Annotated in this window: 22 protein-coding genes; 16 read left to right on the forward strand and 6 right to left on the reverse strand. The window is 59.4% G+C overall.

Annotation, left to right across the window (positions count from 1 at the left end; translation table 11 throughout):
- Positions 1-34: 34 nt before the first annotated feature.
- Together C1Y42_RS04775 and C1Y42_RS04780 are read left to right on the forward strand one after the other, a co-directional pair.
- Positions 35-898 (forward strand): NAD(P)-dependent oxidoreductase, encoded by an 864-nt coding sequence (locus C1Y42_RS04775; RefSeq protein ID WP_058774730.1) that lies wholly within the window; start codon positions 35-37, stop codon positions 896-898.
- Positions 899-1681, forward strand: a complete 783-nt coding sequence (locus tag C1Y42_RS04780; protein WP_021506142.1) for a helix-turn-helix transcriptional regulator — start codon at positions 899-901, stop codon at positions 1679-1681.
- On the opposite strand, the gene leuA is transcribed toward C1Y42_RS04780, so the two are convergent.
- Together leuA and pspF are read right to left on the reverse strand one after the other, a co-directional pair.
- The gene (leuA, locus tag C1Y42_RS04785) at positions 1632-3317 is read right to left on the reverse strand and encodes a 2-isopropylmalate synthase (RefSeq protein ID WP_104092905.1); all 1686 of its coding nucleotides are present in this window, start codon (positions 3315-3317) and stop codon (positions 1632-1634) included. The two genes, C1Y42_RS04780 and leuA, sit on opposite strands and share 50 nt — an antisense overlap.
- Positions 3318-3450: 133 nt before the next feature.
- The gene (gene pspF / locus C1Y42_RS04790) at positions 3451-4446 is read right to left on the reverse strand and encodes a phage shock protein operon transcriptional activator (RefSeq protein ID WP_104092906.1); all 996 of its coding nucleotides are present in this window, start codon (positions 4444-4446) and stop codon (positions 3451-3453) included.
- Positions 4447-4602: 156 nt separating this feature from the next.
- Here pspF and pspA point away from each other — a divergent pair, with 156 nt between their 5' ends.
- The 7 genes from pspA (at position 4603) to tyrR (ending at position 10418) form a co-directional block, all read left to right on the forward strand.
- Entirely contained in the window at positions 4603-5268 is a 666-nt protein-coding gene (gene pspA / locus C1Y42_RS04795) for a phage shock protein PspA (protein ID WP_058758491.1), read from the forward strand.
- 57 nt (positions 5269-5325) lie between these two features.
- Complete coding sequence (pspB, locus tag C1Y42_RS04800; RefSeq protein WP_021506138.1) at positions 5326-5550, forward strand: envelope stress response membrane protein PspB; 225 nt, start codon at positions 5326-5328, stop codon at positions 5548-5550.
- On the forward strand, positions 5547-5894 hold the full coding sequence (pspC, locus tag C1Y42_RS04805; RefSeq protein ID WP_058758492.1) for an envelope stress response membrane protein PspC: 348 nt from the start codon (positions 5547-5549) through the stop codon (positions 5892-5894). The genes pspB and pspC overlap by 4 nt, the downstream gene beginning before the upstream one ends.
- A 48-nt stretch (positions 5895-5942) precedes the next feature.
- On the forward strand, positions 5943-6191 hold the full coding sequence (gene pspD, locus C1Y42_RS04810; RefSeq protein WP_021506136.1) for a phage shock protein PspD: 249 nt from the start codon (positions 5943-5945) through the stop codon (positions 6189-6191).
- Positions 6172-7569: a YcjX family protein gene (locus C1Y42_RS04815; RefSeq protein WP_058774727.1), complete on the forward strand. Its 1398-nt coding sequence runs from the start codon at positions 6172-6174 to the stop codon at positions 7567-7569. Before pspD ends, C1Y42_RS04815 begins: the two co-directional genes overlap by 20 nt.
- Positions 7566-8639 (forward strand): YcjF family protein, encoded by a 1074-nt coding sequence (locus C1Y42_RS04820; protein WP_058758494.1) that lies wholly within the window; start codon positions 7566-7568, stop codon positions 8637-8639. Before C1Y42_RS04815 ends, C1Y42_RS04820 begins: the two co-directional genes overlap by 4 nt.
- A gap of 213 nt (positions 8640-8852) precedes the next feature.
- Positions 8853-10418, forward strand: coding sequence for a transcriptional regulator TyrR (gene tyrR, locus C1Y42_RS04825; protein WP_021506133.1), 1566 nt, complete (start codon positions 8853-8855; stop codon positions 10416-10418).
- Positions 10419-10476: 58 nt separating this feature from the next.
- On the opposite strand, the gene tpx is transcribed toward tyrR, so the two are convergent.
- Entirely contained in the window at positions 10477-10980 is a 504-nt protein-coding gene (gene tpx, locus C1Y42_RS04830; RefSeq protein ID WP_104092907.1) for a thiol peroxidase, read from the reverse strand.
- Positions 10981-11131: 151 nt separating this feature from the next.
- Here tpx and ycjG point away from each other — a divergent pair, with 151 nt between their 5' ends.
- Positions 11132-12118, forward strand: coding sequence for an L-Ala-D/L-Glu epimerase (gene ycjG / locus C1Y42_RS04835; protein ID WP_021506131.1), 987 nt, complete (start codon positions 11132-11134; stop codon positions 12116-12118).
- Here ycjG and mpaA read toward each other — a convergent pair.
- On the reverse strand, positions 12087-12800 hold the full coding sequence (gene mpaA / locus C1Y42_RS04840; RefSeq protein ID WP_104092908.1) for a murein tripeptide amidase MpaA: 714 nt from the start codon (positions 12798-12800) through the stop codon (positions 12087-12089). The genes ycjG and mpaA overlap by 32 nt on opposite strands.
- Before the next feature lie 188 nt (positions 12801-12988).
- Between mpaA and C1Y42_RS04845 the strand changes: the two genes are divergently transcribed.
- The 3 genes from C1Y42_RS04845 (at position 12989) to C1Y42_RS23650 (ending at position 16175) form a co-directional block, all read left to right on the forward strand.
- Entirely contained in the window at positions 12989-14608 is a 1620-nt protein-coding gene (locus C1Y42_RS04845; protein WP_104092909.1) for an ABC transporter substrate-binding protein, read from the forward strand.
- Between the two features lie 128 nt (positions 14609-14736).
- The gene (gene zntB / locus C1Y42_RS04850; protein WP_021506128.1) at positions 14737-15720 is read left to right on the forward strand and encodes a zinc transporter ZntB; all 984 of its coding nucleotides are present in this window, start codon (positions 14737-14739) and stop codon (positions 15718-15720) included.
- A 308-nt stretch (positions 15721-16028) separates the two neighbouring features.
- Positions 16029-16175, forward strand: coding sequence for a hypothetical protein (locus C1Y42_RS23650; protein ID WP_021506127.1), 147 nt, complete (start codon positions 16029-16031; stop codon positions 16173-16175).
- Positions 16176-16228: 53 nt separating this feature from the next.
- Here the strand turns inward: C1Y42_RS23650 and ttcA are convergent, their stop codons facing one another.
- Positions 16229-17164, reverse strand: coding sequence for a tRNA 2-thiocytidine(32) synthetase TtcA (gene ttcA / locus C1Y42_RS04860; RefSeq protein WP_021506126.1), 936 nt, complete (start codon positions 17162-17164; stop codon positions 16229-16231).
- 325 nt (positions 17165-17489) lie between these two features.
- On the opposite strand from ttcA, the gene iraP reads away from it, so the two are divergent.
- Together iraP and C1Y42_RS04870 are read left to right on the forward strand one after the other, a co-directional pair.
- Positions 17490-17855 (forward strand): anti-adapter protein IraP, encoded by a 366-nt coding sequence (gene iraP / locus C1Y42_RS04865; RefSeq protein WP_010618425.1) that lies wholly within the window; start codon positions 17490-17492, stop codon positions 17853-17855.
- Between the two features lie 146 nt (positions 17856-18001).
- Positions 18002-18202 (forward strand): DUF2767 family protein, encoded by a 201-nt coding sequence (locus C1Y42_RS04870; protein ID WP_010618426.1) that lies wholly within the window; start codon positions 18002-18004, stop codon positions 18200-18202.
- A gap of 77 nt (positions 18203-18279) precedes the next feature.
- Here C1Y42_RS04870 and C1Y42_RS04875 read toward each other — a convergent pair whose 3' ends face one another.
- Entirely contained in the window at positions 18280-18936 is a 657-nt protein-coding gene (locus C1Y42_RS04875) for an MgtC/SapB family protein (protein WP_021506125.1), read from the reverse strand.
- Positions 18937-19124: 188 nt separating this feature from the next.
- Between C1Y42_RS04875 and C1Y42_RS04880 the strand changes: the two genes are divergently transcribed.
- Positions 19125-19397, forward strand: coding sequence for a DUF333 domain-containing protein (locus tag C1Y42_RS04880; RefSeq protein ID WP_021506124.1), 273 nt, complete (start codon positions 19125-19127; stop codon positions 19395-19397).
- The last annotated feature ends 5 nt before the right edge of the window (positions 19398-19402 follow it).

A 19402-nucleotide genomic window follows, 5' to 3' on the forward strand; every position in this document is an offset into this window, starting at 1 on the left:
ATCGTTTTGCCTGCGGTAAGAAGAAGGAGAAAACATGAGTCAGCAACCTGTAGTGGCGGTACTGGGATTAGGCGCGATGGGACACGCATTTGCCGCCAATCTGTTGAAGAAGGGCTTTACCGTGCGCGGCTGGAACCGCACGCGTGCCAAAGGTGAAGATCTGGTGGCCGCAGGCCTGACGCTGAGCGACAGCGCCGCGCAGGCTGTGGAAGGCGCAGACGTGGTGATTGCCATGCTGGCGGACGGCGCTACCACGCGCGCCACGCTTAACCAGGTGCAGAACGCACTGCAGCAGGGGGCTACCGTGGCGCAGATGGGCACCATCGGTGTTGAAGCGACCGACGCGCTGATCGCCGGGCTGGCGGCCGCACGGCCAGACGTGGTGTTTATTGATGCGCCGGTCTCCGGTACCAAAGCGCCGGCTGAAAACGCGCAGATTCTGGTGATGGCCAGCGGCGACCGGCAGCGCGCCCAGGCGGCGGAGCAGGTGTTCGCCGCGATTGGTAAAGGGACGCAGTGGCTGGGTGCCGCCGGCGCCAGCTCGCGCATGAAGCTGGTGGTGAACAGCTGGTTGATTGGCCTGATGCAGAGTCTTGCCGAAAGCACCCGGCTGGCAGAGCAGTTCGGTTTCACTACCGACGATCTCTGGCAGGTGCTGGAAGGCGGTCCGCTGGCAGCGCCGTACGCCAAAATGAAACTCGGCATGATTGCCAGCGGCGACTTTACCCCGCAGATGCATCTGATCTGGGCGCTGAAGGATGCGCGGCTGGCGCTGGACGCCGCCGGCGACGCTTCTCTGCCGGCGCTGGAAAACATCGTTGATGTCTGGCAGCAGGCGGTCGATGCCGGTTATGGCGAGCAGGATCTGGCGGCGGTTTATCAGTACCTGAAACGCTAAATGAGTCAGCGGCTCGACTTTGACTTCTCGCAGCGTCCGCTGGTGCCGTATGCGCACGATTACGCGCACGGCGATGCGGAGCCGTGGCACTATCACCACTGCGCGCAGCTGATACATACTTTGAGCGGCGTGGTGAAAGTGGAAACGCAACACGGCAGCTGGATTGTGCCGCCCAGCCGTGGCGTGTGGCTGCCGGCCGGCACGCGTCATGCGCTGCACATCGTTGGCAGCGTGGCGGCGCGCACGCTGTTTGTCGATCCGCTGGCGCGCGCCGATCTGCCCGCCAGCTGTCAGGTGGTGCAGATATCGCCGCTGCTGCGGGAGCTGATTGTCAGCGCGCTCACGCTGCCGGAGCATTACGCGTCTGGCAGTCGCGCCGAGCGCATTTACGAGCTGATTCTCGATGAAATTCGCGTGATGGACGTGCTGCCGTTTGGCCTGCCACTGCCGCACAGCGACCGGCTGCTGGCGCTGTGCCAGCAGATTCAGCAGGCGCCGGGCGAGAGCTGGACGCTGGCGCGCGCGGCGGCGCAGCTGTGTGTGGCGGAGCGGACACTGGCGCGCCATTTCAGTCGCGAAACCGGTTTGCAGTTTAGCGACTGGCTGCGGCGTGCCCGGCTGAGCGTGGCGCTGACCCGGCTGGCACAGGGCGATACGGTGCTGGCCGTGGCGCTCGATCTCGGTTATGACAGCCCGAGCGCCTTCAGCGCCATGTTTCGTCGCGTGCTGGGCGTTACGCCAGCGAACTACTTTCCGGCGGCAGAAAAGCGCCCGCCGCGTTGAGCAACGCCTGCAGCGAGGCGCGCGTCACGTCATTATCAATACCCACGCCCCACGCACGCTCGCCACGCGGCGTGATGCAGCTGATATAGCACACCGAACGACTGTCGCTGCGTTTGCCCAGCGTGTGTTCATGGTAATCCTCAATGGTTACGGCCAGATCGAAGCGCTGACGCAGCGCGGCCACCGCCGCTGACAGCAGACCGTTGCCGCGCCCTTCCAGGGTCAGCTGCTGCGGACCCTGCTGCAGGCGCGCTTTAATCCGCGTCTCGCCCTGATCATCGCTATGGCTCTCCGCCTGCAGCAGGCGACACCGCGGCTGTTGCAGGCCGTACTGCTGACAGAACAGCTGCCACAGCGCGTGGTGCGTCATCTCCTGGCCGTGAGCATCGGTCTGCTGTTGCACGCAGCGGCTGAAATCCTGCTGCAGGCCGCGCGGCAGTTGCAGGCCGTGATTTTGTTCCAGCAGCCAGGCGGCACCGCCTTTACCGGACTGGCTATTCACGCGGATCACCGCTTCATAGCTGCAGCCGATGTCCAGCGGATCGAGCGGCAGGTAGGGCATTTGCCATACCACTTCATGACGCGCGCTGCGTTCGGCAAAGCCTTTGCGAATGGCATCCTGATGCGAGCCGGAGAAGGCGGTAAACACCAGTTCGCCGGCGTAAGGATGGCGCGGATGGACCGGCAGCTGGTTACAGCGCGTCACCACTTCCAGCACCTCGCGCATATCGCTAAAGTCCAGCTCAGGCGTCACGCCCTGGGTATAGAGATTCAGCGCCAGCGTCACCAGATCGACGTTGCCGGTGCGCTCGCCGTTACCAAACAGACAGCCTTCAACGCGATCGGCGCCGGCCAGCAGCGCCAGCTCGGCGCAGGCGATGCCGGTGCCGCGATCGTTATGCGGATGGACGCTGATGGCCACCTGCGAGCGCTGGCTGAAGTGGCGACAGAAATACTCGATCTGGTCGGCATACACGTTAGGCGTATTGACTTCCACCGTGGCGGGCAGGTTGATGATCATCGGCCGCTGCGGTCCCGGCTGCCAGATGGCGGCGACCGCTTCACAGATTTCCAGCGCAAACACCGGCTCGGTAAAGCAGAAGGTTTCCGGCGAGTACTGAAAGGTCCAGCGCGTGGCGGGCTGCGCCGCACAGCGTGCGCGGATTTGCCGCGCGGCGGCGCAGGCCAGCTCGACGATCTCAGCTTTGCTCTGACGAAATACGCGCTCACGGAACAGCGGGGCGGTGGCGTTATACAGATGGATAATCGCCTGCGGCGCATCACGCAGCGCTGCAAAGGTGCGATCGATTAAATCGCCGCGCGCCTGGGTTAATACCTGAATAGTGACGTCGTGAGGGATGTGCTGCTGTTCAATCAGCAGGCGCACAAAGTCAAAGTCGGTTTGCGAGGCGGCGGGAAACGCCACTTCAATCTCTTTAAAGCCGCAGCGCAGCAGCAGTTGCCAGAATGCTAATTTGCGCGCGCTGTCCATCGGCGTAGCCAGCGCCTGATTGCCATCACGCAAATCGGTTGAGAGCCAGCGCGGCGTGCGGGTGATCTGGCGTGACGGCCACTGGCGATCCGCCAGATTGATGACGGGCCACGGGCGATATTTTTCAGCAGGTTGAGTCAGCATGCGGGTCTCCTTGAGGTCTGCCTGTAGTCTGCAGTAACCTGCCGGACGCGGCTCACGCATAGCTGACAACCCGGCGTGCAAAACTGACAGCTGCCGCAGCGCGACGCCTTCAGCAATACCCGTCAGTTAAACCCTACTGTGCTTCGATCCCGTGTTTTTTCATCATCGCGCGCAGCTGATGATAAGTGACGCGCAACAGTTCAGCGGCGCGGCGCTGGTTGTATCGCGCCTGTTGCAGACTGGCTTCGACCAGGGCGCACTCCTGCTGGTTTTGCCATTGGCGTAAATCCAGCGGCAGCGCCGGCAGGGCATTTTCACGCTGTTCTGCTTCCGCTTCGGTTACCGCAGGAGCACTGCGTGGCGCAAACGGATTGATGATGATGGTGTCGAGCGTCTGTTCGGTGCTGTGATGACGGTACACCGAGCGCTCCACCACGTTTTTCAGTTCACGCACGTTGCCCGGCCAGCTGTGCTGCAACAGGGTGAGCTGAGCGCGCTCGCTAAAGCCGGGAAACAGCGGCAGGCCCAGCTCGCGGCACATCTGAATGGCAAAATGCTCGGCCATCACCAGGATATCGCTGCGGCGCTCGCGCAGCGGCGGCAGCTGGACAACATCGAACGCCAGGCGATCGAGCAGGTCGGCGCGAAAACGGCCGGCGGCGGCCAATGCTGGCAGATCCTCGTTGGTGGCGCACACCAGCCGCACGTTAACCTGCAGCGACTGATTGCCGCCAACGCGTTCCAGCTGGCCATACTCAATCACGCGCAGCAGTTTCTCCTGCACCAGCATCGGCGCAGTGGCAAGCTCATCCAGAAACAGCGTGCCGCCATCGGCGCGCTCAAAGCGGCCAAGGTGGCGCTTCTGGGCGCCGGTAAAGGCACCGGCTTCATGGCCGAACAGCTCGGAATCCAGCAGATTTTCATTCAGCGCGGCGCAGTTGAGCGAAATAAACGGCCCCTGCCAGCGGTCGGAGAGGTAGTGCAGGCGGCTGGCAATCAGCTCTTTACCGGTACCGCGTTCGCCAGTCACCAGCACCGGTTTCTCCAGCGGTGCCAGTTTCGATACCTGTTCCAGCACCTCTAAAAAGTTATTCGACTCGCCCAGCAGATTGTCTTTACCGTTTGCCATGATGAAATTCACCACTGATTAATTAATTTCACTACCTTAACGGATTGCGCGGCGCGTGTAAAATACTCAAATTCATTAAAATCAATACGTTAAAAACTGGCACGCATCTTGTATTAGTTATGGGCGTAAAGACATGACAACCAGAGGAACATCATTATGGGTATTTTTTCTCGTTTCGCCGATATCGTGAACGCTAACATCAACTCGCTGCTGGAGCGTGCCGAAGATCCGCAGAAACTGGTACGCCTGATGATTCAGGAAATGGAAGACACGCTGGTGGAAGTGCGTTCCACCTCGGCCCGCGCGCTGGCAGAAAAGAAACAGCTGCTGCGCCGTATTGAGCAGGCCGAAATTCAGCAGGCGGAATGGCAGGAAAAAGCTGAGCTGGCGCTGAGTAAAGAGAAAGAAGACTTAGCCCGTTCGGCGCTGATTGAGAAACAGAAGCTGACCGACCTGATCGCTGCGCTGCAGCAGGAAGCCAGCCACGTTGAAGAGACGCTGGATCGCATGAAAGGCGAGATTGGCGAGCTGGAGAAAAAACTGAGCGAAACCCGCGCCCGCCAGCAGGCCCTGACGCTGCGTCACCAGGCGGCTTCATCATCACGCGATGTGCGTCGTCAGCTCGACAGCGGCAAGCTGGATGAGGCGATGGCACGCTTCGAATCGTTTGAGCGCCGCATCGATCACATGGAAGCAGAAGCGGAAAGCCAGCGCTTCGGTAAAAGCAAAACGCTGGACCAGCAGTTTGCCGATCTGAAAGCTGATGACGAAATCAGCCAGCAGCTGGCTGCGCTGAAAGCCAAAATGAACCGCAGCGAGTGATCGCCCCGGGCCTGCTAACGGGCCCGGATTGCCGGGTGTACTGAAAAAGGAGAGTCAATGAGCGCACTATTTCTGGCCATACCGTTAACGATCTTCGTGCTGTTTGTGGCACCGATCTGGTTATGGCTGCACTACAGCAACAAACGCAACGGCGGGACGCTTTCGTCCGGTGACCTGCAGCGCCTGCAGCAGCTGACGCAGGAAGCGCGCCGCATGCGTGATCGGGTCGAGGCGCTGGAAGCGATCCTCGATGCCGAACACCCGAACTGGAGGCAGCCATGATGAACGGACGCAAACTGTGGCGTATTCCGCAGCAGGGCAAAGTGCGCGGCGTGTGTGCCGGGCTGGCCGAGTACCTGGATATTCCGGTGCGGCTGCTGCGTGTGATTGTAGTGCTGTCACTGTTTTTCGGTCTGTTTATGATCACCGTGACCGCCTATTTTATCCTTGGCTACGTGCTGGATGAAAAACCGCTGGACGCACCCTCTGAGCGCACACCAACGGCGCGCGAACTGCTGGATGAGCTGGAGAACACGCTCACCGCCGATGAGCGTAACGTACGCGATATCGAGCGTTACGTGACCTCAGAAACCTTCAGCGTACGCAGCCGTTTCCGCCAGATTTAATCCCTGTTGCGGGCCCGTCAGCGGGTCCGCTGCTCTAAGAGAGGCGCTATGCATACGCAACGTTTAACTGCTCTGCGCCGCCGCGCAACGCCTGCGTTGAAGTCGGCGGGAAAATTCATCATCATCAGTGCAGTAACCTATGCGCCCGGCGGCCTGGCCGGCTGGGCAGTGAAATCGGTGGCGCGCCGTCCGCTGCGCCTGTTGCTGGCGGCCGCCCTGGAACCGTTGCTGAGCAAGGCGTTTAACCGCCTGTCAGCACGTTTCATCAGGGAGAGCGATGAAAAGACTGCAAAATGAGTTGATGGGGCTGATGAACCGCGGCGTGGATCGTCATCTGCGCCTCGCCGTCACCGGCCTGAGCCGCAGCGGCAAAACCGCCTTTATCACCTCGCTGGTTAACCAGCTGCTCAATGTCCACAGCGGCGCGCGTCTGCCGCTGTTTTCCGTGGTACGCGAAGAGCGGCTGCTGGGCGTGAAGCGCGTGCCCCAGCGTGAGCTGGGTACGCCGCGCTTTACCTATGACGAAGGGCTGGCCCAGCTGTACGGCACGCCGCCGATGTGGCCGACCCCGACGCGCGGCGTCAGCGAGATGCGCCTTGCGCTGCGCTACCGGCCGGATCAGTCTCTGCTGCGTCATTTCAAAGATACCGCCACCCTTTACCTCGAAATTGTCGATTATCCCGGCGAGTGGCTGCTCGATCTGCCGATGCTGGCGCAGGATTATCTCAGCTGGTCACGCCAGATGGTCGGCCTGCTGCAGGGCGATCGTCAGCAGTGGGCCGCGCGCTGGCACAGCCTGAGCGCCGATCTCGACCCGTTCGCGCCCGCCGATGAAAACCGTTTGGCTGAGATCGCCGCGGCCTGGACCGACTACCTGCATCAGTGCAAAACCGAAGGATTGCACTTCATCCAGCCGGGACGTTTTGTGTTGCCGGGTGACATGGCTGGCGCGCCGGCACTGCAGTTTTTCCCGTGGCCCAACGTCGATGATCAGCAGGCCGGTAAGCTGCTGCAGGCACCGGCCGGCAGCAATTTCGCCATGCTGCAGCAGCGTTTTCACTACTACTGTCAGCATGTGGTGAAAGGGTTTTATAAAAATCACTTCCTGCGCTTCGATCGTCAGATCGTGCTGGTCGATTGCCTGCAGCCGCTCAACAGTGGACCGCAGGCGTTCAATGATATGCGGCTGGCGCTGACCCAGCTGATGCAAAGTTTTCACTATGGCCAGCGCACGCTGTTCCGCCGTCTATTCTCGCCGGTCATCGATAAGTTGCTGTTTGCCGCCACCAAGGCCGATCACATCACCGCCGATCAGCACGCCAATATGGTGTCGCTGCTGCAGCAGCTGGTGCAGGACGCGTGGCAGAACGCCGCGTTTGAAGGCATCAGCATGGATTGCCTGGGGCTGGCGTCGGTGCAGGCGACCGAGAGCGGGCTGGTGGATCATCGCGGAGAAAAATTACCGGCGCTGCGCGGTCATCGCCTCGCCGACGGTGAACCGCTGACTTTTTACCCGGGCGAAGTACCGCCGCGCCTGCCGGGCAACAGCTTCTGGCAGCAGCAGGGGTTTCAGTTTGAACAGTTCCGGCCGCAGCAGCTGGATGTCGATCGGCCATTGCCGCATATCCGCATGGATGCTGCGCTGGAATTTTTACTGGGAGATAAATTGCGATGAGCAATGAAACGCCACTCAAACCACGGATAGATTTTGCCCGCCCGTTGCAGGAGCCTGTAGAGCCGGCCCTGCGCGCGGCGCACACCTTTAGCAGCGACGCGCAACAGGGGTTTCTGGTGACGCCTGACGCGGAGCCGCTGGAAGAGGGCGCCGGCGAGAAAGTGGTGGAAGCCGCGCTGCGGCCAAAGCGCAGCCTGTGGCGCAAAATGGTGGGCGTCGGGCTGGGCATCTTTGGCATCAGCGTGGTGGCGCAGGGCGCCCAGTGGCTGCACGATGCCTGGCTGACGCGCGACTGGTTTGCACTGGGCAGCGGCGTGGCTGGTGGGCTGATTGTCGCCGCTGGCGCGGGCGCGCTGATTGGCGAATGGCGTCGGCTGTATCGTCTGCGTCAGCGGGCGGAAGAGCGGGACGTTGGCCGTGAGCTGTTGGCCAGCCACGGCATCGGCAAAGGCCGGGCGTTCTGCGAAAAGCTGGCGCGCCAGGCGCAGCTGGATCAGGCGCATCCGGCACTGCAGCGCTGGCATGCGGCACTGCACGAAACTCATAACGATCGCGAAATTGTCACGCTGTATGCGCAGCTGGTGCAGCCGGTGCTGGACCGGCAGGCGCGGCGCGAAATCAGCCGCCACGCGGCGGAATCGACGCTGATGATTGCCGTCAGCCCGCTGGCGCTGGTGGACATGGCGTTTATCGCCTGGCGCAACCTGCGGCTGGTGAACCGCATCGCGGCCATCTACGGTATTGAACTCGGCTACTTCAGTCGCATCCGGCTGTTCCGGCTGGTATTACTGAATATGGCGTTTGCCGGGGCGTCAGAGCTGGTGCGCGAAGTCGGTATGGACTGGATGTCGCAGGATATCGCCGCCCGTCTCTCGGCGCGTGCGGCGCAGGGCATCGGTGCCGGGCTGCTCACCGCCCGGCTGGGTATCAAAGCGATGGAATTATGCCGTCCGCTGCCGTGGCTGGCGGAGGACAAACCGCGGCTCGGCGATTTCCGCCGTGAACTGGTGGGTCAGCTTAAAGAATCGCTGGCCAAAAGTGGTGATAAAGCAGGTCAGGCTGCTAAATAATCTCACCTTGTCTGCCTTTCACGCTGCCGATGGCGTGAAAGGTGAAATTATCTGTGCTCAGAGTGATTTCTGGCGGGATTATTGTTGGCTGTTCCGCTACACTTCTCTTCGTCACCTGCCTCAGAGTGTCAACTTTTCATGACAGAACCCTTCTGAGGCGCTGCAAGTTAGCGTATTATCTCTAAAATCAAAACCTGACTAAGGCTCATCGCAATGCGTTTGGAAGTTTTCTGCCAGGACCGTATCGGTCTGGCGCGCGAGCTACTCGACCTGCTGGTTGCCCGTAATATTGACCTGCGCGGCATTGAAATTGCCTCGCTGGGCCGCATCTATCTCAACTTTTCTGCGCTGGAATTTGACGCATTCAGTAACCTGATGGCGGAGATTCGCCGTACACCGGGCGTGACAGATGTCCGCACCGTGTCATTCATGCCGTCTGAGCGTGAACATCGCGCGCTGAGCGCGCTGCTGGTGGCGATGCCCGAGCCGGTGTTCTCCCTCGACCTGAAAGGTAAAGTCGAACTGGCGAATCCGGCGGCGCAGAACCTGTTTAACCTCGATGAACAGAAGATCCGTAATCAGAACGCCGGCACGCTGATTGCCGGTTTCAATTTCCAGCGCTGGCTGGAGAGTGAACGTGTTGACGCGCAGGCGCAGCATGTGGTGATCCAGGGGCGTGATTTCCTCATGGAAGCGCGCCCGATCTATCTGGCGCAGGAAGATGAGCAGAACGACCAGCCGGTAGGCGCGATGATCACCCTGAAATCCACTGCGCGCATGGGGCGGCAGTTGCAGAATCTCAGCGTCACCGATGACTCCGAATTCGATCACATCGTGGCGGTAACGCCGAAAATGCGTCAGGTGATCGACCAGGCGCGCAAACTGGCGATGCACGATGCGCCGCTGCTGATTGTCGGCGACACCGGCACCGGTAAAGATATGCTGGCGCGCGCCTGCCACCTGCGCAGCGCTCGCGGCAAAAAACCGTTCCTGGCGCTCAACTGCGGCTCGATCCCGGATGACGTCGCTGAGAGCGAGCTGTTTGGTCACGCGGCGGGCGCGTATCCCAACGCGCTGGAAGGGAAGAAGGGCTTCTTTGAGCAGGCGAACGGCGGCTCGGTGCTGCTGGATGAAATTGGCGAGATGTCGCCGCGCATGCAGACCAAACTGCTGCGCTTCCTGAACGATGGCACCTTCCGCCGCGTCGGCGAGGATCATGAAGTGCATGTGGATGTGCGCGTGATCTGCGCCACGCAAAAGAACCTGATTGAGCTGGTGCAGCGTGGTGAGTTCCGCGAAGACCTGTTCTATCGTCTGAACGTGCTGACGCTGAATCTGCCGCCGCTGCGCGAACGTCCGCTGGATATTCTGCCGCTCACCGAAATGTTTGTGGCGCGCTTTGCGGATGAGCAGGGGCTGCCGCGCCCACGTTTGTCACCGCAGCTGACGCCGTTCCTGACGCGCTATAACTGGCCGGGCAACGTGCGCCAGTTGAAAAATGCGCTGTATCGCGCGCTTACGCAGCTGGAAGGTTATGAACTGCGTCCGCAGGATATCGTGCTGCCGGAGCAGGCGCTGGATGTGTCGCTGGGCGAAGAGGCAATGGAAGGGTCGCTGGATGAAATCACCAGCCGTTTCGAGCGTTCAGTACTGACTCGTCTCTATCTGTCGTATCCCAGCACGCGTAAACTGGCGAAACGCCTTGGGGTGTCACACACCGCGATTGCCAACAAGCTGCGCGAATATGGCCTCGGTCAGAAACGCAGCGAAGGCGAATAATCCGCGTTCTGCATCAACAAGCCGTCTGTGACAGACGGCTTTTTTATCAGCAATAGCCTTACTTCAGCGCTGCCAGTGCCGCTTCATAGTTCGGCTCTTCGGTGATTTCATTCACCAGCTCGCTGTACAGCACCTTGTCGTTCTCATCCAGCACCACCACGGCGCGGGCGGTCAGGCCTTTCAGCGGGCCATCGGCGATCGCGACGCCGTAACTTTCAATAAATTCTGCACCGCGCAGCGTAGACAGCGTCACTATGTTGTTGACGTTTTCGGCTCCGCAGAAGCGCGACTGCGCAAACGGCAGATCGGCAGAGATGCACAGCACCACGGTGTTGTCAGCTTCGCCAGAACGCTCGTTGAATTTGCGCACCGACGCGGCACACACGCCGGTATCAATGCTTGGGAAAATGTTCAGAACTTTGCGTTTGCCTGCATACTGAGAAAGGGACACATCACTGAGATCTTTCGCTACCAGGTTGAACGGTTTTGCCTGCTCGCCAGCCTGCGGGAAGTGGCCGGCAACCGGCACCGGATTGCCCTGAAAGTGAACATTCTGCGACATACAATTTCCTTTTAACGATGAAATATCTGGCGTAAACCCCACCAGAACAGGTATAGCGTTTGTTTATGACATAAATTTTAAGGGTTTACGAGCCTAATTCAACGTGGAACTGCACCAGCACGTTATGACGTCATGGATTTGAGGAGTCAGTATGAGAACAGTGAAAAGTTATCCGGAAGCCTGGCCGCTGCACTCGCCGTTTGTGATTTCGCGCGGCAGCCGCACCGAGGCGCACGTGGTGGTGGTGGAGATTGAGCAGGATGGCCTCAAAGGGATTGGCGAGGCCACGCCCTATGCGCGCTATGGCGAAAGTGAGGCTTCGGTGCTGCAGCAGATTGCTTCACAGCTCGGTGCGTTACAAAACGGCATGACGCGGGCGGCGCTGCAACAGGCGTTGCCGGCCGGTGCCGCGCGCAACGCGATTGATTGCGCGCTGTGGGATCTGGAGCGCCAGCAGCAGCGCACCAGCCTGGCGGCGCTGTGTGAGGCGGTGCCGGCACAGGAGATCGTTACGGCGCATACCGTCAGCATCGATACGCCAGAAGCGATGGCCAGCAGCGCGCTGGCGCTATGGCAGCACGGCGCGCGCCTGCTGAAAATTAAGCTGGATAACCATCTGATCAGCGAACGGCTGGTGGCGATCCGCAGTGCGGTGCCAGACGCCACGCTGATCGTCGATGCCAATGAATCCTGGCAGGCAGAAGGGCTGGCGGCGCGTTGCCAGTTGCTGGCGGATTTGCAGGTGGCGATGCTGGAGCAGCCGCTGCCTGCCGCGCAGGATGCGGCGCTGGCCCATTTTATCCATCCGCTACCGATCTGTGCGGATGAGAGCTGCCACACGCGCGACAGTCTGGCAGCCCTGCACGGGCGCTACGACATGGTGAATATCAAACTGGATAAAACCGGTGGGCTGACCGAAGCGCTGGCGCTGGCCACGGCCGCGCGCGCGCAGGGATTTGCCATCATGCTGGGCTGTATGTTGTGTACCTCGCGCGCCATTCGCGCCGCGCTACCGTTAACGCCGCAGGCCACGTTTGCTGACCTCGACGGTCCGACGTGGCTGGCGGCCGATGTGGAACCGTCGCTGCACTTCTCGCACGGCGTGCTTAAGACGACGGCTGCCAGCGCAGCAGGTTGATCATCGCATCAAGATACACCTCGGTGGCTTCGTCCACCGAGATGGCGGGCATTTCGGCGGTGATGCAGGGCAGACTGAGATCGGCGCACCAGCTGCCAAACGAGCCCGGCGTGGCGTAGCCGACGCTGCTCACCACCGGCAGACCGGTTTGTTCCGCCAGCCAGCTGGCCAGCGGGCTATGGTGCGGATCGTCAATACAGGCCAGCGGTTCGTGCCAGGAGACGACCCAGCGCGGCCCGATGCGATGAATCAGCTGGCACAGTGCGGCGGTTTCCGGCTCTGACGCTGGTGCGTTTCCGGTTGAGAGCAGCACATCGCGCGCGTCGGCCACGCTGTTCCAGCGATAGACAGTATCGCCCGCTTGCCAGTTGGCGGCAGGGAAGTTGCGGTTGAGATCGACACCGTTGACATTGGCGCGCAGCCCGAGCTGGCAGCCATCCGGATTGACCGCCAGAATCACATGATGACGCCGCAGCGTGTCCGGCAGCGTGCGCATGGCGGCAGAGAGCGTGGCCACCGCCGCGTTTTCATCGCCGTGGGTGCCGGCAATAATCAGTCCGCTGTCCTCGTCGGCCGCTGGTGCCGGAAACCACAGCAGCGGCGCACCCAGCACCGAATGTCCATATTGTTGCCAGACGGCGTCCAGCTTACCGCGCAGCGGGCGCGGGTGGTGTGTCGACATAACCTTCCTCTCTGTCATGCATCGCGTTCAGCCGCAAAAATTGTGAGCTGCAATCCAGCCTCAACATAACGGTAAACAGCAGACGGGGAAATAGCTATTTATCAATCAGCGATTTGCGATAAAGTGCGAAAAGTTGCTGGCGACGCATTGGTTTGGCCGTCGCCCTTTTTTCGGGTCAAGGAGTCGTGATGAAACTAACTTTCCGCACCACGCTGGCCGCGCTCATCATCAGCAGCGCTCTCTCATCCGCCTATGCCGCCAGTGTGCCAGCCGGGGCGCAACTGGCCAGCAGTCAGGAAATCGTCCGCCATATCAAAGATGAACCGGCCTCGCTTGATCCGCTCAAAGCAGTCGGTCTGCCGGAGATTCAGGTGCTGCGCGATCTGTTTGAAGGACTGACCAACCAGGATGCACAGGGCAAAATCGTGCCGGGCGTTGCGCAGAGCTGGAGCAGCAATGACAACAAAACCTGGCTGTTTACGCTGCGCAAAGATGCGCGCTGGTCCAGCGGTGAACCGGTGACCGCACAGGATTTTGTCTATAGCTGGCAACGTCTGGTGGATCCGAAAAATAGCTCGCCTTTCGCCTGGTTTGCCGCGCTGAGCGGCATTGAGAATGCTGAAGCCATCACCAAAGGGCAGATGAGCCCGGACAAGCTGGGCGTAGTAGCGACCGATGAGACGCACCTCAAAGTGACGTTGTCACGTCCGCTACCGTGGTTCCCCAGCATGGTGGCTAACGTGGCGATGTTCCCGGTGCCGCAAAAGGTCATCGCGCAAAACGGCGATGGCTGGACTGCGCCGGGTAAACTGGTGGGCAACGGCGCTTATCAATTGCAGGAGCGCGTAGTTAACGAAAAGATTGTGCTGGTGCGCAACCCGCACTACTGGGATAACGTCCATTCGGTGCTGACGAAAGTGACCTTTATTCCCATCAATGAAGAATCCAGCGCCACCAAGCGTTACCGCGCCGGGGACATCGATATCACGGAATCCTTCCCGAAAAATATGTACGGCCTGCTGAAAAAAGAGCTGCCGGGGCAGGTGTATACGCCGGATCAGCTTGGCACCTACTATTACGCGTTTAATACCCAGAAAGGGCCGACGGCGGATGTGCGGGTGCGTAAGGCGCTGTCATGGAGCATTGACCGCCGCATTATCGCGGAAAAAGTGCTGGGCACCGGCGAGAAACCGGCATGGCACTTCACACCGGACGTCACCGCCGGCTTCACGCCGCAGCAGAGCTATCTGCAGCAGCACAGCCAGCAGGAACTGAATGCGCAGGCCAAAGCCCTGCTGACCGCCGCCGGTTACGGCCCGGCTAAACCGCTGCACCTGACGCTGCTGTATAACACCTCTGAAAGTCACCAGAAGATTGCGATTGCGGTGGCCTCGATGTGGAAAAAGAATCTCGGCGTTGACGTGACATTGCAGAACCAGGAGTGGAAAACCTATATCGACAGCCGCAACAGCGGTAATTTCGATGTGATTCGCGCTTCGTGGGTGGGCGATTACAATGAGCCGTCGACCTTCCTCAGCCTGCTGACCGCCAGCCACAGCGGCAATATTTCCCGCTTCAGTAACGCGGAATATGATGCGGTGTTGAGTAAGGCCAGCAATGAAACCAGCGTGGCGGCGCGTAATGCCGATTACAACAAAGCCGAGCAGATCATCGCTGACCAGGCGCCGATTGCGCCGATCTACCAGTACACCAACGGGCGGCTGATCAAGCCGTGGGTTAAGGGCTATCCCATCACTAATCCGGAAGACGTTGCCTACAGCCGGGAATTGTGGATTGAGAAGCACTGACGCTGAACCGCCAGGGAGGGCGGTAAACGGCCCGGTTGCGCTGTCATTTTTACTCACACCCTGGTAATTGCAACTGTCCCGCGCCGCGCTAGACTGTATCGTATTGTTTTTGCTAGTGAGGCGAGTACGTGAACGTCATTGAAGGAAAAGCGCTGCAGGTGTCGGATGCGATTGTCGCCTGCCAGTTCGACGGCAAGGGTGGCGTTATCGCCATTGAAGATAAAGATGTCATCAACTGCGAGCGTCACTGCTGGCTGCACCTGAACTATACCCAGCGGCAAAGCGCCGACTGGTTGCAGCACACGCCGCTGATCCCCGATGCGGTGCGGGATGCGCTGGCCGGTGACAGCATGCGACCGCGCGTGACGCGCCTCGGTGACGGCTTTATGATCGTACTGCGCAGCGTGAATCATAACGCCGATTCGCGCCCGGACCAGCTGGTGGCGATGCGGGTATTTATCAATGACAAGCTGATTGTCTCTACCCGCCGTCGCAAAGTGTATGCCATCGATGAAGTGCTGACCGATCTGCAAAACGGCAACGGGCCGGTGGACGGCGGCAGCTGGCTGGTGGACGTCTGCGATGCGCTCACCGATCACGCCAGCGAATTCATTGAAGAGATGCACGATAAAATTATCGCGCTGGAAGATGCGCTGATGGACCAGCAGGTCCCGGCGCGCGGTGAACTGGCGCTGCTGCGCAAACAGCTGATCGTGATGCGCCGCTATATGGCGCCGCAGCGTGATGTCTATGCGCGGCTGGCAAGCGAGAAACTGCCGTGGATGAGCGATGACGATCGCCGCCGCATGCAGGATGTCGCGGACCGGCTGGGGCGCGGGCTGGATGATCTCAATGCGGGTGTGGCGCGTACCGGTATTCTGGCGGATGAAGTGGCGTCGCTGCTGGCGGAATCCATGAACCGCCGCACTTACACCATGTCGCTGATGGCGATGATTTTCCTGCCTGCCACGTTTCTCACCGGGCTGTTTGGCGTCAATCTCGGTGGCATTCCCGGTGGCAGCTGGCCGCACGGCTTTACCATGTTCTGCGGGTTGTTACTGGTGATGGTGCTGGGGGTCGCGCTGTGGCTGAAACGCCGCAACTGGCTGTGATGTTACTACGGGGTTATCAGCAGGTCATGAACGGGTAATTGTGGCGGTGCAGGGGAGAAAAGCGGAAAAAACCTGATCGACATCAATAAGCGCATAGCCCAACCGGGGCAAACTCTCTCCCGCAGGTGAATGCAACGTCAAGCGATGGGCGTTGCGCTCCATATTGTCTTACTTCCTTTTTTTGAATTACTGCATAGCACATTTGATTCGTACGACGCCGGCTTATCCGCCGGCTTTTTTTTTGCCGTTTGGCTTGCTGCCGCATCCTTTCCTATGCTTAACAGACATTCAGCGAACAGGAGAACGGCATGCGCATGATTCACGCCAGCGAACCTATCCCGACCGATCCGCCACCGATTCCCGAACCCGTGCCGCAACCGCAGCCGATTCCCGAGCCTGAGCCGCCGCACGATCCTGAATTTCCGCCGATTAGCGATCCTCCGCCGCACCGCTAATAAAAAAGGCGCGTTGCCGGAGCGACGCGCCTTTATGCTGCAAAGTCACCGCGTTATTTAATTTCCAGCACGTCGAGGCGAGCGCTCAGGTCCGGCTGATCGTCCTCGTCAGCCTGCCAGCCGACGGGCTGCGCTGGCAGCGATTCGCGATCAAAACCAATGTCCCCGCCGTCAACCACCGCATCACCATGCTTAATGCCTTTAAAATCAAACAGATTAATATCAGCCATATGTGATGGCACGATGTTCTGCATGGCGCTGAACATGGTTTCAATGCGGCCCGGATAGCGCTTGTCCCAGTCACGCAGCATATCGGCAACCACCTGGCGCTGCAGGTTCGGCTGTGAACCACACAGGTTGCACGGAATGATAGGGTACTGGCGCGCTTCGGCAAACCGTACGATATCTTTTTCGCGGCAGTAGGCCAGCGGGCGAATCACGATATGTTTACCGTCGTCGCTCATCAGTTTTGGCGGCATGCCTTTCATCTTGCCGCCGTAAAACATATTGAGGAACAGCGTTTGCAGGATGTCATCGCGATGGTGACCTAAGGCAATCTTAGTGCAGCCCAGTTCAGTGGCGGTGCGATAAAGAATACCGCGACGCAGGCGCGAACAGAGCGAGCAGGTGGTTTTGCCTTCCGGGATCTTCTCTTTAACGATGGAGTAAGTGTCTTCGTTGACGATCTGATACTCCACGCCCAGCGTGTCGAGGTAAGCCGGCAGCACGTGTGCCGGGAATCCCGGCTGTTTCTGGTCAAGATTCACCGCTACCAGCGAAAAGTTGACCGGCGCGCTCTGCTGCAGGTTACGCAGAATTTCCAGCATGGTGTAGCTGTCTTTACCGCCGGACAGGCACACCATGATGCGATCGCCTTCCTCAATCATGTTGAAATCCGCAATCGCTTCACCGACGTTACGACGCAGGCGCTTCTGCAGTTTGTTCAGGTTGTACTGCTCTTTTTTATTAACTTCTTGATGTTCAGACATGAATTTCGGTCTCGGTGATCGCTGGTCAGCTGCGGATGTCGCGTTGATGCGGCCCTGGTCAGGCCTGCATTAACCGTGTCCGCGCACGCTGCGGGTCGCTGCGCTGGCCTTTATGGGTGCCGGCTGACCGCAGTCAGCAGGAAAAGTCTGTGGCGTATGGTACGGATTACAGCGCCAAATTCCAGCACGATTTATGGGTTTGCCAGTGATGCGCTCTGTGCGCCGCGCGATCGCGGTCAGAGACCTGTTGCGCTATTCACAATTTTTAGTTTGTCGCGGATTTGGCAAGCGGTACACTGCCTGCTTCCCCAGGGAGGAATAAGCGATGAAAAATGTTGTGTTAAGCATGCTGGCGAAGATTTCACAAATTGATGCCACCACCAAGCAGTTGACCGCGCGCGTTGAGGCTCAGTCGCTGCTGATCGGTGCGCTGGTACTGGCCGTCAGTAAGAAAGGCGGCGTCACTGAAGTTATTGAAAGCGCCAACAAAGCCATCAACATGGTGATTGAGTCAGCCGAGGCTGACGATATGCTTAAGTCGGACGCCGCTATTTTGCTGAGCGAGTTTCAGGATCTGTTGACGATTTCGCGTGCGGTTGACAGCGCCGATGATGTCATCAACCAGCAGGCGCTGGAAGGTATTACTGGTGTGAGCAGCGCCAGCGATGACGACAAAAAGGATCCGTCCTAATCGCGCAGCGCCGCAGTCGGCTACCATTGCGCACATTTTGCCAGCGGTAACTGCATATTTATTGATCTGGGTAAAGATTTCTTCTCACTGCGCTGACAGGATGGATTCAGCGCTTTTTTTAGTTTTTAAAGGTGAGGAGAGGAACAATGCAAACGTACGACATGGTATTTGAGGAGGCGTGCCGGCTGGTGGGGCAATGCTATCTGGAACTGGCGCAGCGCGGTGCCGCTACCGAAAAAGAGGTGCTGGCCAGCGAGTTGCGTAACCTGCAACTGCGTTATCGGGAATTAACCGGCGCGCCTAACCGCGCCGTTGAAATGGCGATTGGACAACTCAAACCCTGCTAACCCAGCCGCCCGGCCTTCAGCGCCGGGCTTTTTATCTTCCATCGACCGCAGCGATTAACCCGCCAGCGCCAGCGCAGTCAAACCATTTCCAGCGACTGCACTCCTTTGATTTCCATCACTTTGTCATAAATGCTGTGCATAGGAAATCTGCGTGACAATGTCACCTCAACGCTCAGCTCGCACAGCCCGCTCTCTTCGTTACGATTGACTACAGCGATGTGGCCATAGCGCAAATTTTCGCGCTGCAGTACCAGCAACACCAGCGGTACGCTTTTGGCTTTGAGATGGACGATAAGGGTGTGATGGCGGCCAATCAGCCAGTGGCTGATACGGCGGAACGTTTCCAGCACCACCAGCGCCAGCACCGTGCCGTAAATACCGATTTCATACATGCCGCTACCGATCACCAGGCCAATCGCGGCGGTCACCCACAGGCCGGCGGCGGTCGTCAGGCCTTTCACAATCTGCTTTTGTATGATGATGGTGCCAGCGCCAAGGAAGCCCATGCCGCTGACCACCTGCGCCGCAATACGGCTGGGATCCAGCGCCACATGGTCGTTAGTCAGCATATCGGCAAAGCCATATTTTGACACCAGCATGAACATGGCGCTGCCAATACCGACCAGAATGTGGGTACGCAGGCCCGCTTCTTTAGCGCGCATCTGGCGCTCCAGGCCAATCAGTCCGCCCAGTATTCCGGCTAATGCGATGCGGATGAGCATGTCGGCTAACATCCTTCCTCCTTATTGATTGATGTTTCGTATGAACTGGCAGAGAAAGAGGGAAAACGCTGCAATCAGGATAATTCTGCTTGCCAACGACGATATTAAATTTTGTAAAAAGCTGTGTCGCCTATCGATCGCGCACCGTTGCTGACATATGCTGGTGCGACTTTTCCGCTCACACTCCCGGAGCCCGACCGATGAAAGCCGCAACTTTACTGCTGGCCGGCGCAGCGCTGTTACTCTCTGCCTGCAGCAGCAACAGCGACAATGAACCGCCGCAACAGGCCACCGCCGCGCACGTGCAGCCGCACGTCGTGATGTCGTCCATGGCAGAAGCCAACTGCAACAGCGCAGGCGGCACGCTGGCGTTCTCGCGTCAGTTAGACGGTTCACGCATCGGGATGTGTCAGCTGGCTAACGGTCGTCGCTGCGACGAACAGGCGCTGATCGGCGGTGCCTGCGCCCGCTAACGCAG

This window comes from Pantoea sp. ICBG 985, from assembly GCF_002928365.1.
Lineage (GTDB): Bacteria > Pseudomonadota > Gammaproteobacteria > Enterobacterales > Enterobacteriaceae > Pantoea > Pantoea dispersa.

Bases quoted from the DNA above. Each gene is read 5' to 3' on its own strand.
- C1Y42_RS04815 (WP_058774727.1), top strand. From the start codon at position 6,172: ATGAAAAGACTGCAAAATGAGTTGATGGGGCTGATGAACCGCGGCGTG.
- C1Y42_RS04880 (WP_021506124.1), top strand. From the start codon at position 19,125: ATGAAAGCCGCAACTTTACTGCTGGCCGGCGCAGCGCTGTTACTCTCT.
- C1Y42_RS04820 (WP_058758494.1), top strand. From the start codon at position 7,566: ATGAGCAATGAAACGCCACTCAAACCACGGATAGATTTTGCCCGCCCG.
- pspF (WP_104092906.1), bottom strand. From the start codon at position 4,446: ATGGCAAACGGTAAAGACAATCTGCTGGGCGAGTCGAATAACTTTTTA.
- leuA (WP_104092905.1), bottom strand. From the start codon at position 3,317: ATGCTGACTCAACCTGCTGAAAAATATCGCCCGTGGCCCGTCATCAAT.
- C1Y42_RS23650 (WP_021506127.1), top strand. From the start codon at position 16,029: ATGCGCATGATTCACGCCAGCGAACCTATCCCGACCGATCCGCCACCG.
- C1Y42_RS04875 (WP_021506125.1), bottom strand. From the start codon at position 18,936: ATGTTAGCCGACATGCTCATCCGCATCGCATTAGCCGGAATACTGGGC.
- pspC (WP_058758492.1), top strand. From the start codon at position 5,547: ATGATGAACGGACGCAAACTGTGGCGTATTCCGCAGCAGGGCAAAGTG.
- tpx (WP_104092907.1), bottom strand. From the start codon at position 10,980: ATGTCGCAGAATGTTCACTTTCAGGGCAATCCGGTGCCGGTTGCCGGC.
- mpaA (WP_104092908.1), bottom strand. From the start codon at position 12,800: ATGTCGACACACCACCCGCGCCCGCTGCGCGGTAAGCTGGACGCCGTC.
- C1Y42_RS04845 (WP_104092909.1), top strand. From the start codon at position 12,989: ATGAAACTAACTTTCCGCACCACGCTGGCCGCGCTCATCATCAGCAGC.
- iraP (WP_010618425.1), top strand. From the start codon at position 17,490: ATGAAAAATGTTGTGTTAAGCATGCTGGCGAAGATTTCACAAATTGAT.
- C1Y42_RS04780 (WP_021506142.1), top strand. From the start codon at position 899: ATGAGTCAGCGGCTCGACTTTGACTTCTCGCAGCGTCCGCTGGTGCCG.
- C1Y42_RS04775 (WP_058774730.1), top strand. From the start codon at position 35: ATGAGTCAGCAACCTGTAGTGGCGGTACTGGGATTAGGCGCGATGGGA.
- C1Y42_RS04870 (WP_010618426.1), top strand. From the start codon at position 18,002: ATGCAAACGTACGACATGGTATTTGAGGAGGCGTGCCGGCTGGTGGGG.
- pspB (WP_021506138.1), top strand. From the start codon at position 5,326: ATGAGCGCACTATTTCTGGCCATACCGTTAACGATCTTCGTGCTGTTT.
- pspA (WP_058758491.1), top strand. From the start codon at position 4,603: ATGGGTATTTTTTCTCGTTTCGCCGATATCGTGAACGCTAACATCAAC.
- ttcA (WP_021506126.1), bottom strand. From the start codon at position 17,164: ATGTCTGAACATCAAGAAGTTAATAAAAAAGAGCAGTACAACCTGAAC.
- pspD (WP_021506136.1), top strand. From the start codon at position 5,943: ATGCATACGCAACGTTTAACTGCTCTGCGCCGCCGCGCAACGCCTGCG.
- ycjG (WP_021506131.1), top strand. From the start codon at position 11,132: ATGAGAACAGTGAAAAGTTATCCGGAAGCCTGGCCGCTGCACTCGCCG.
- tyrR (WP_021506133.1), top strand. From the start codon at position 8,853: ATGCGTTTGGAAGTTTTCTGCCAGGACCGTATCGGTCTGGCGCGCGAG.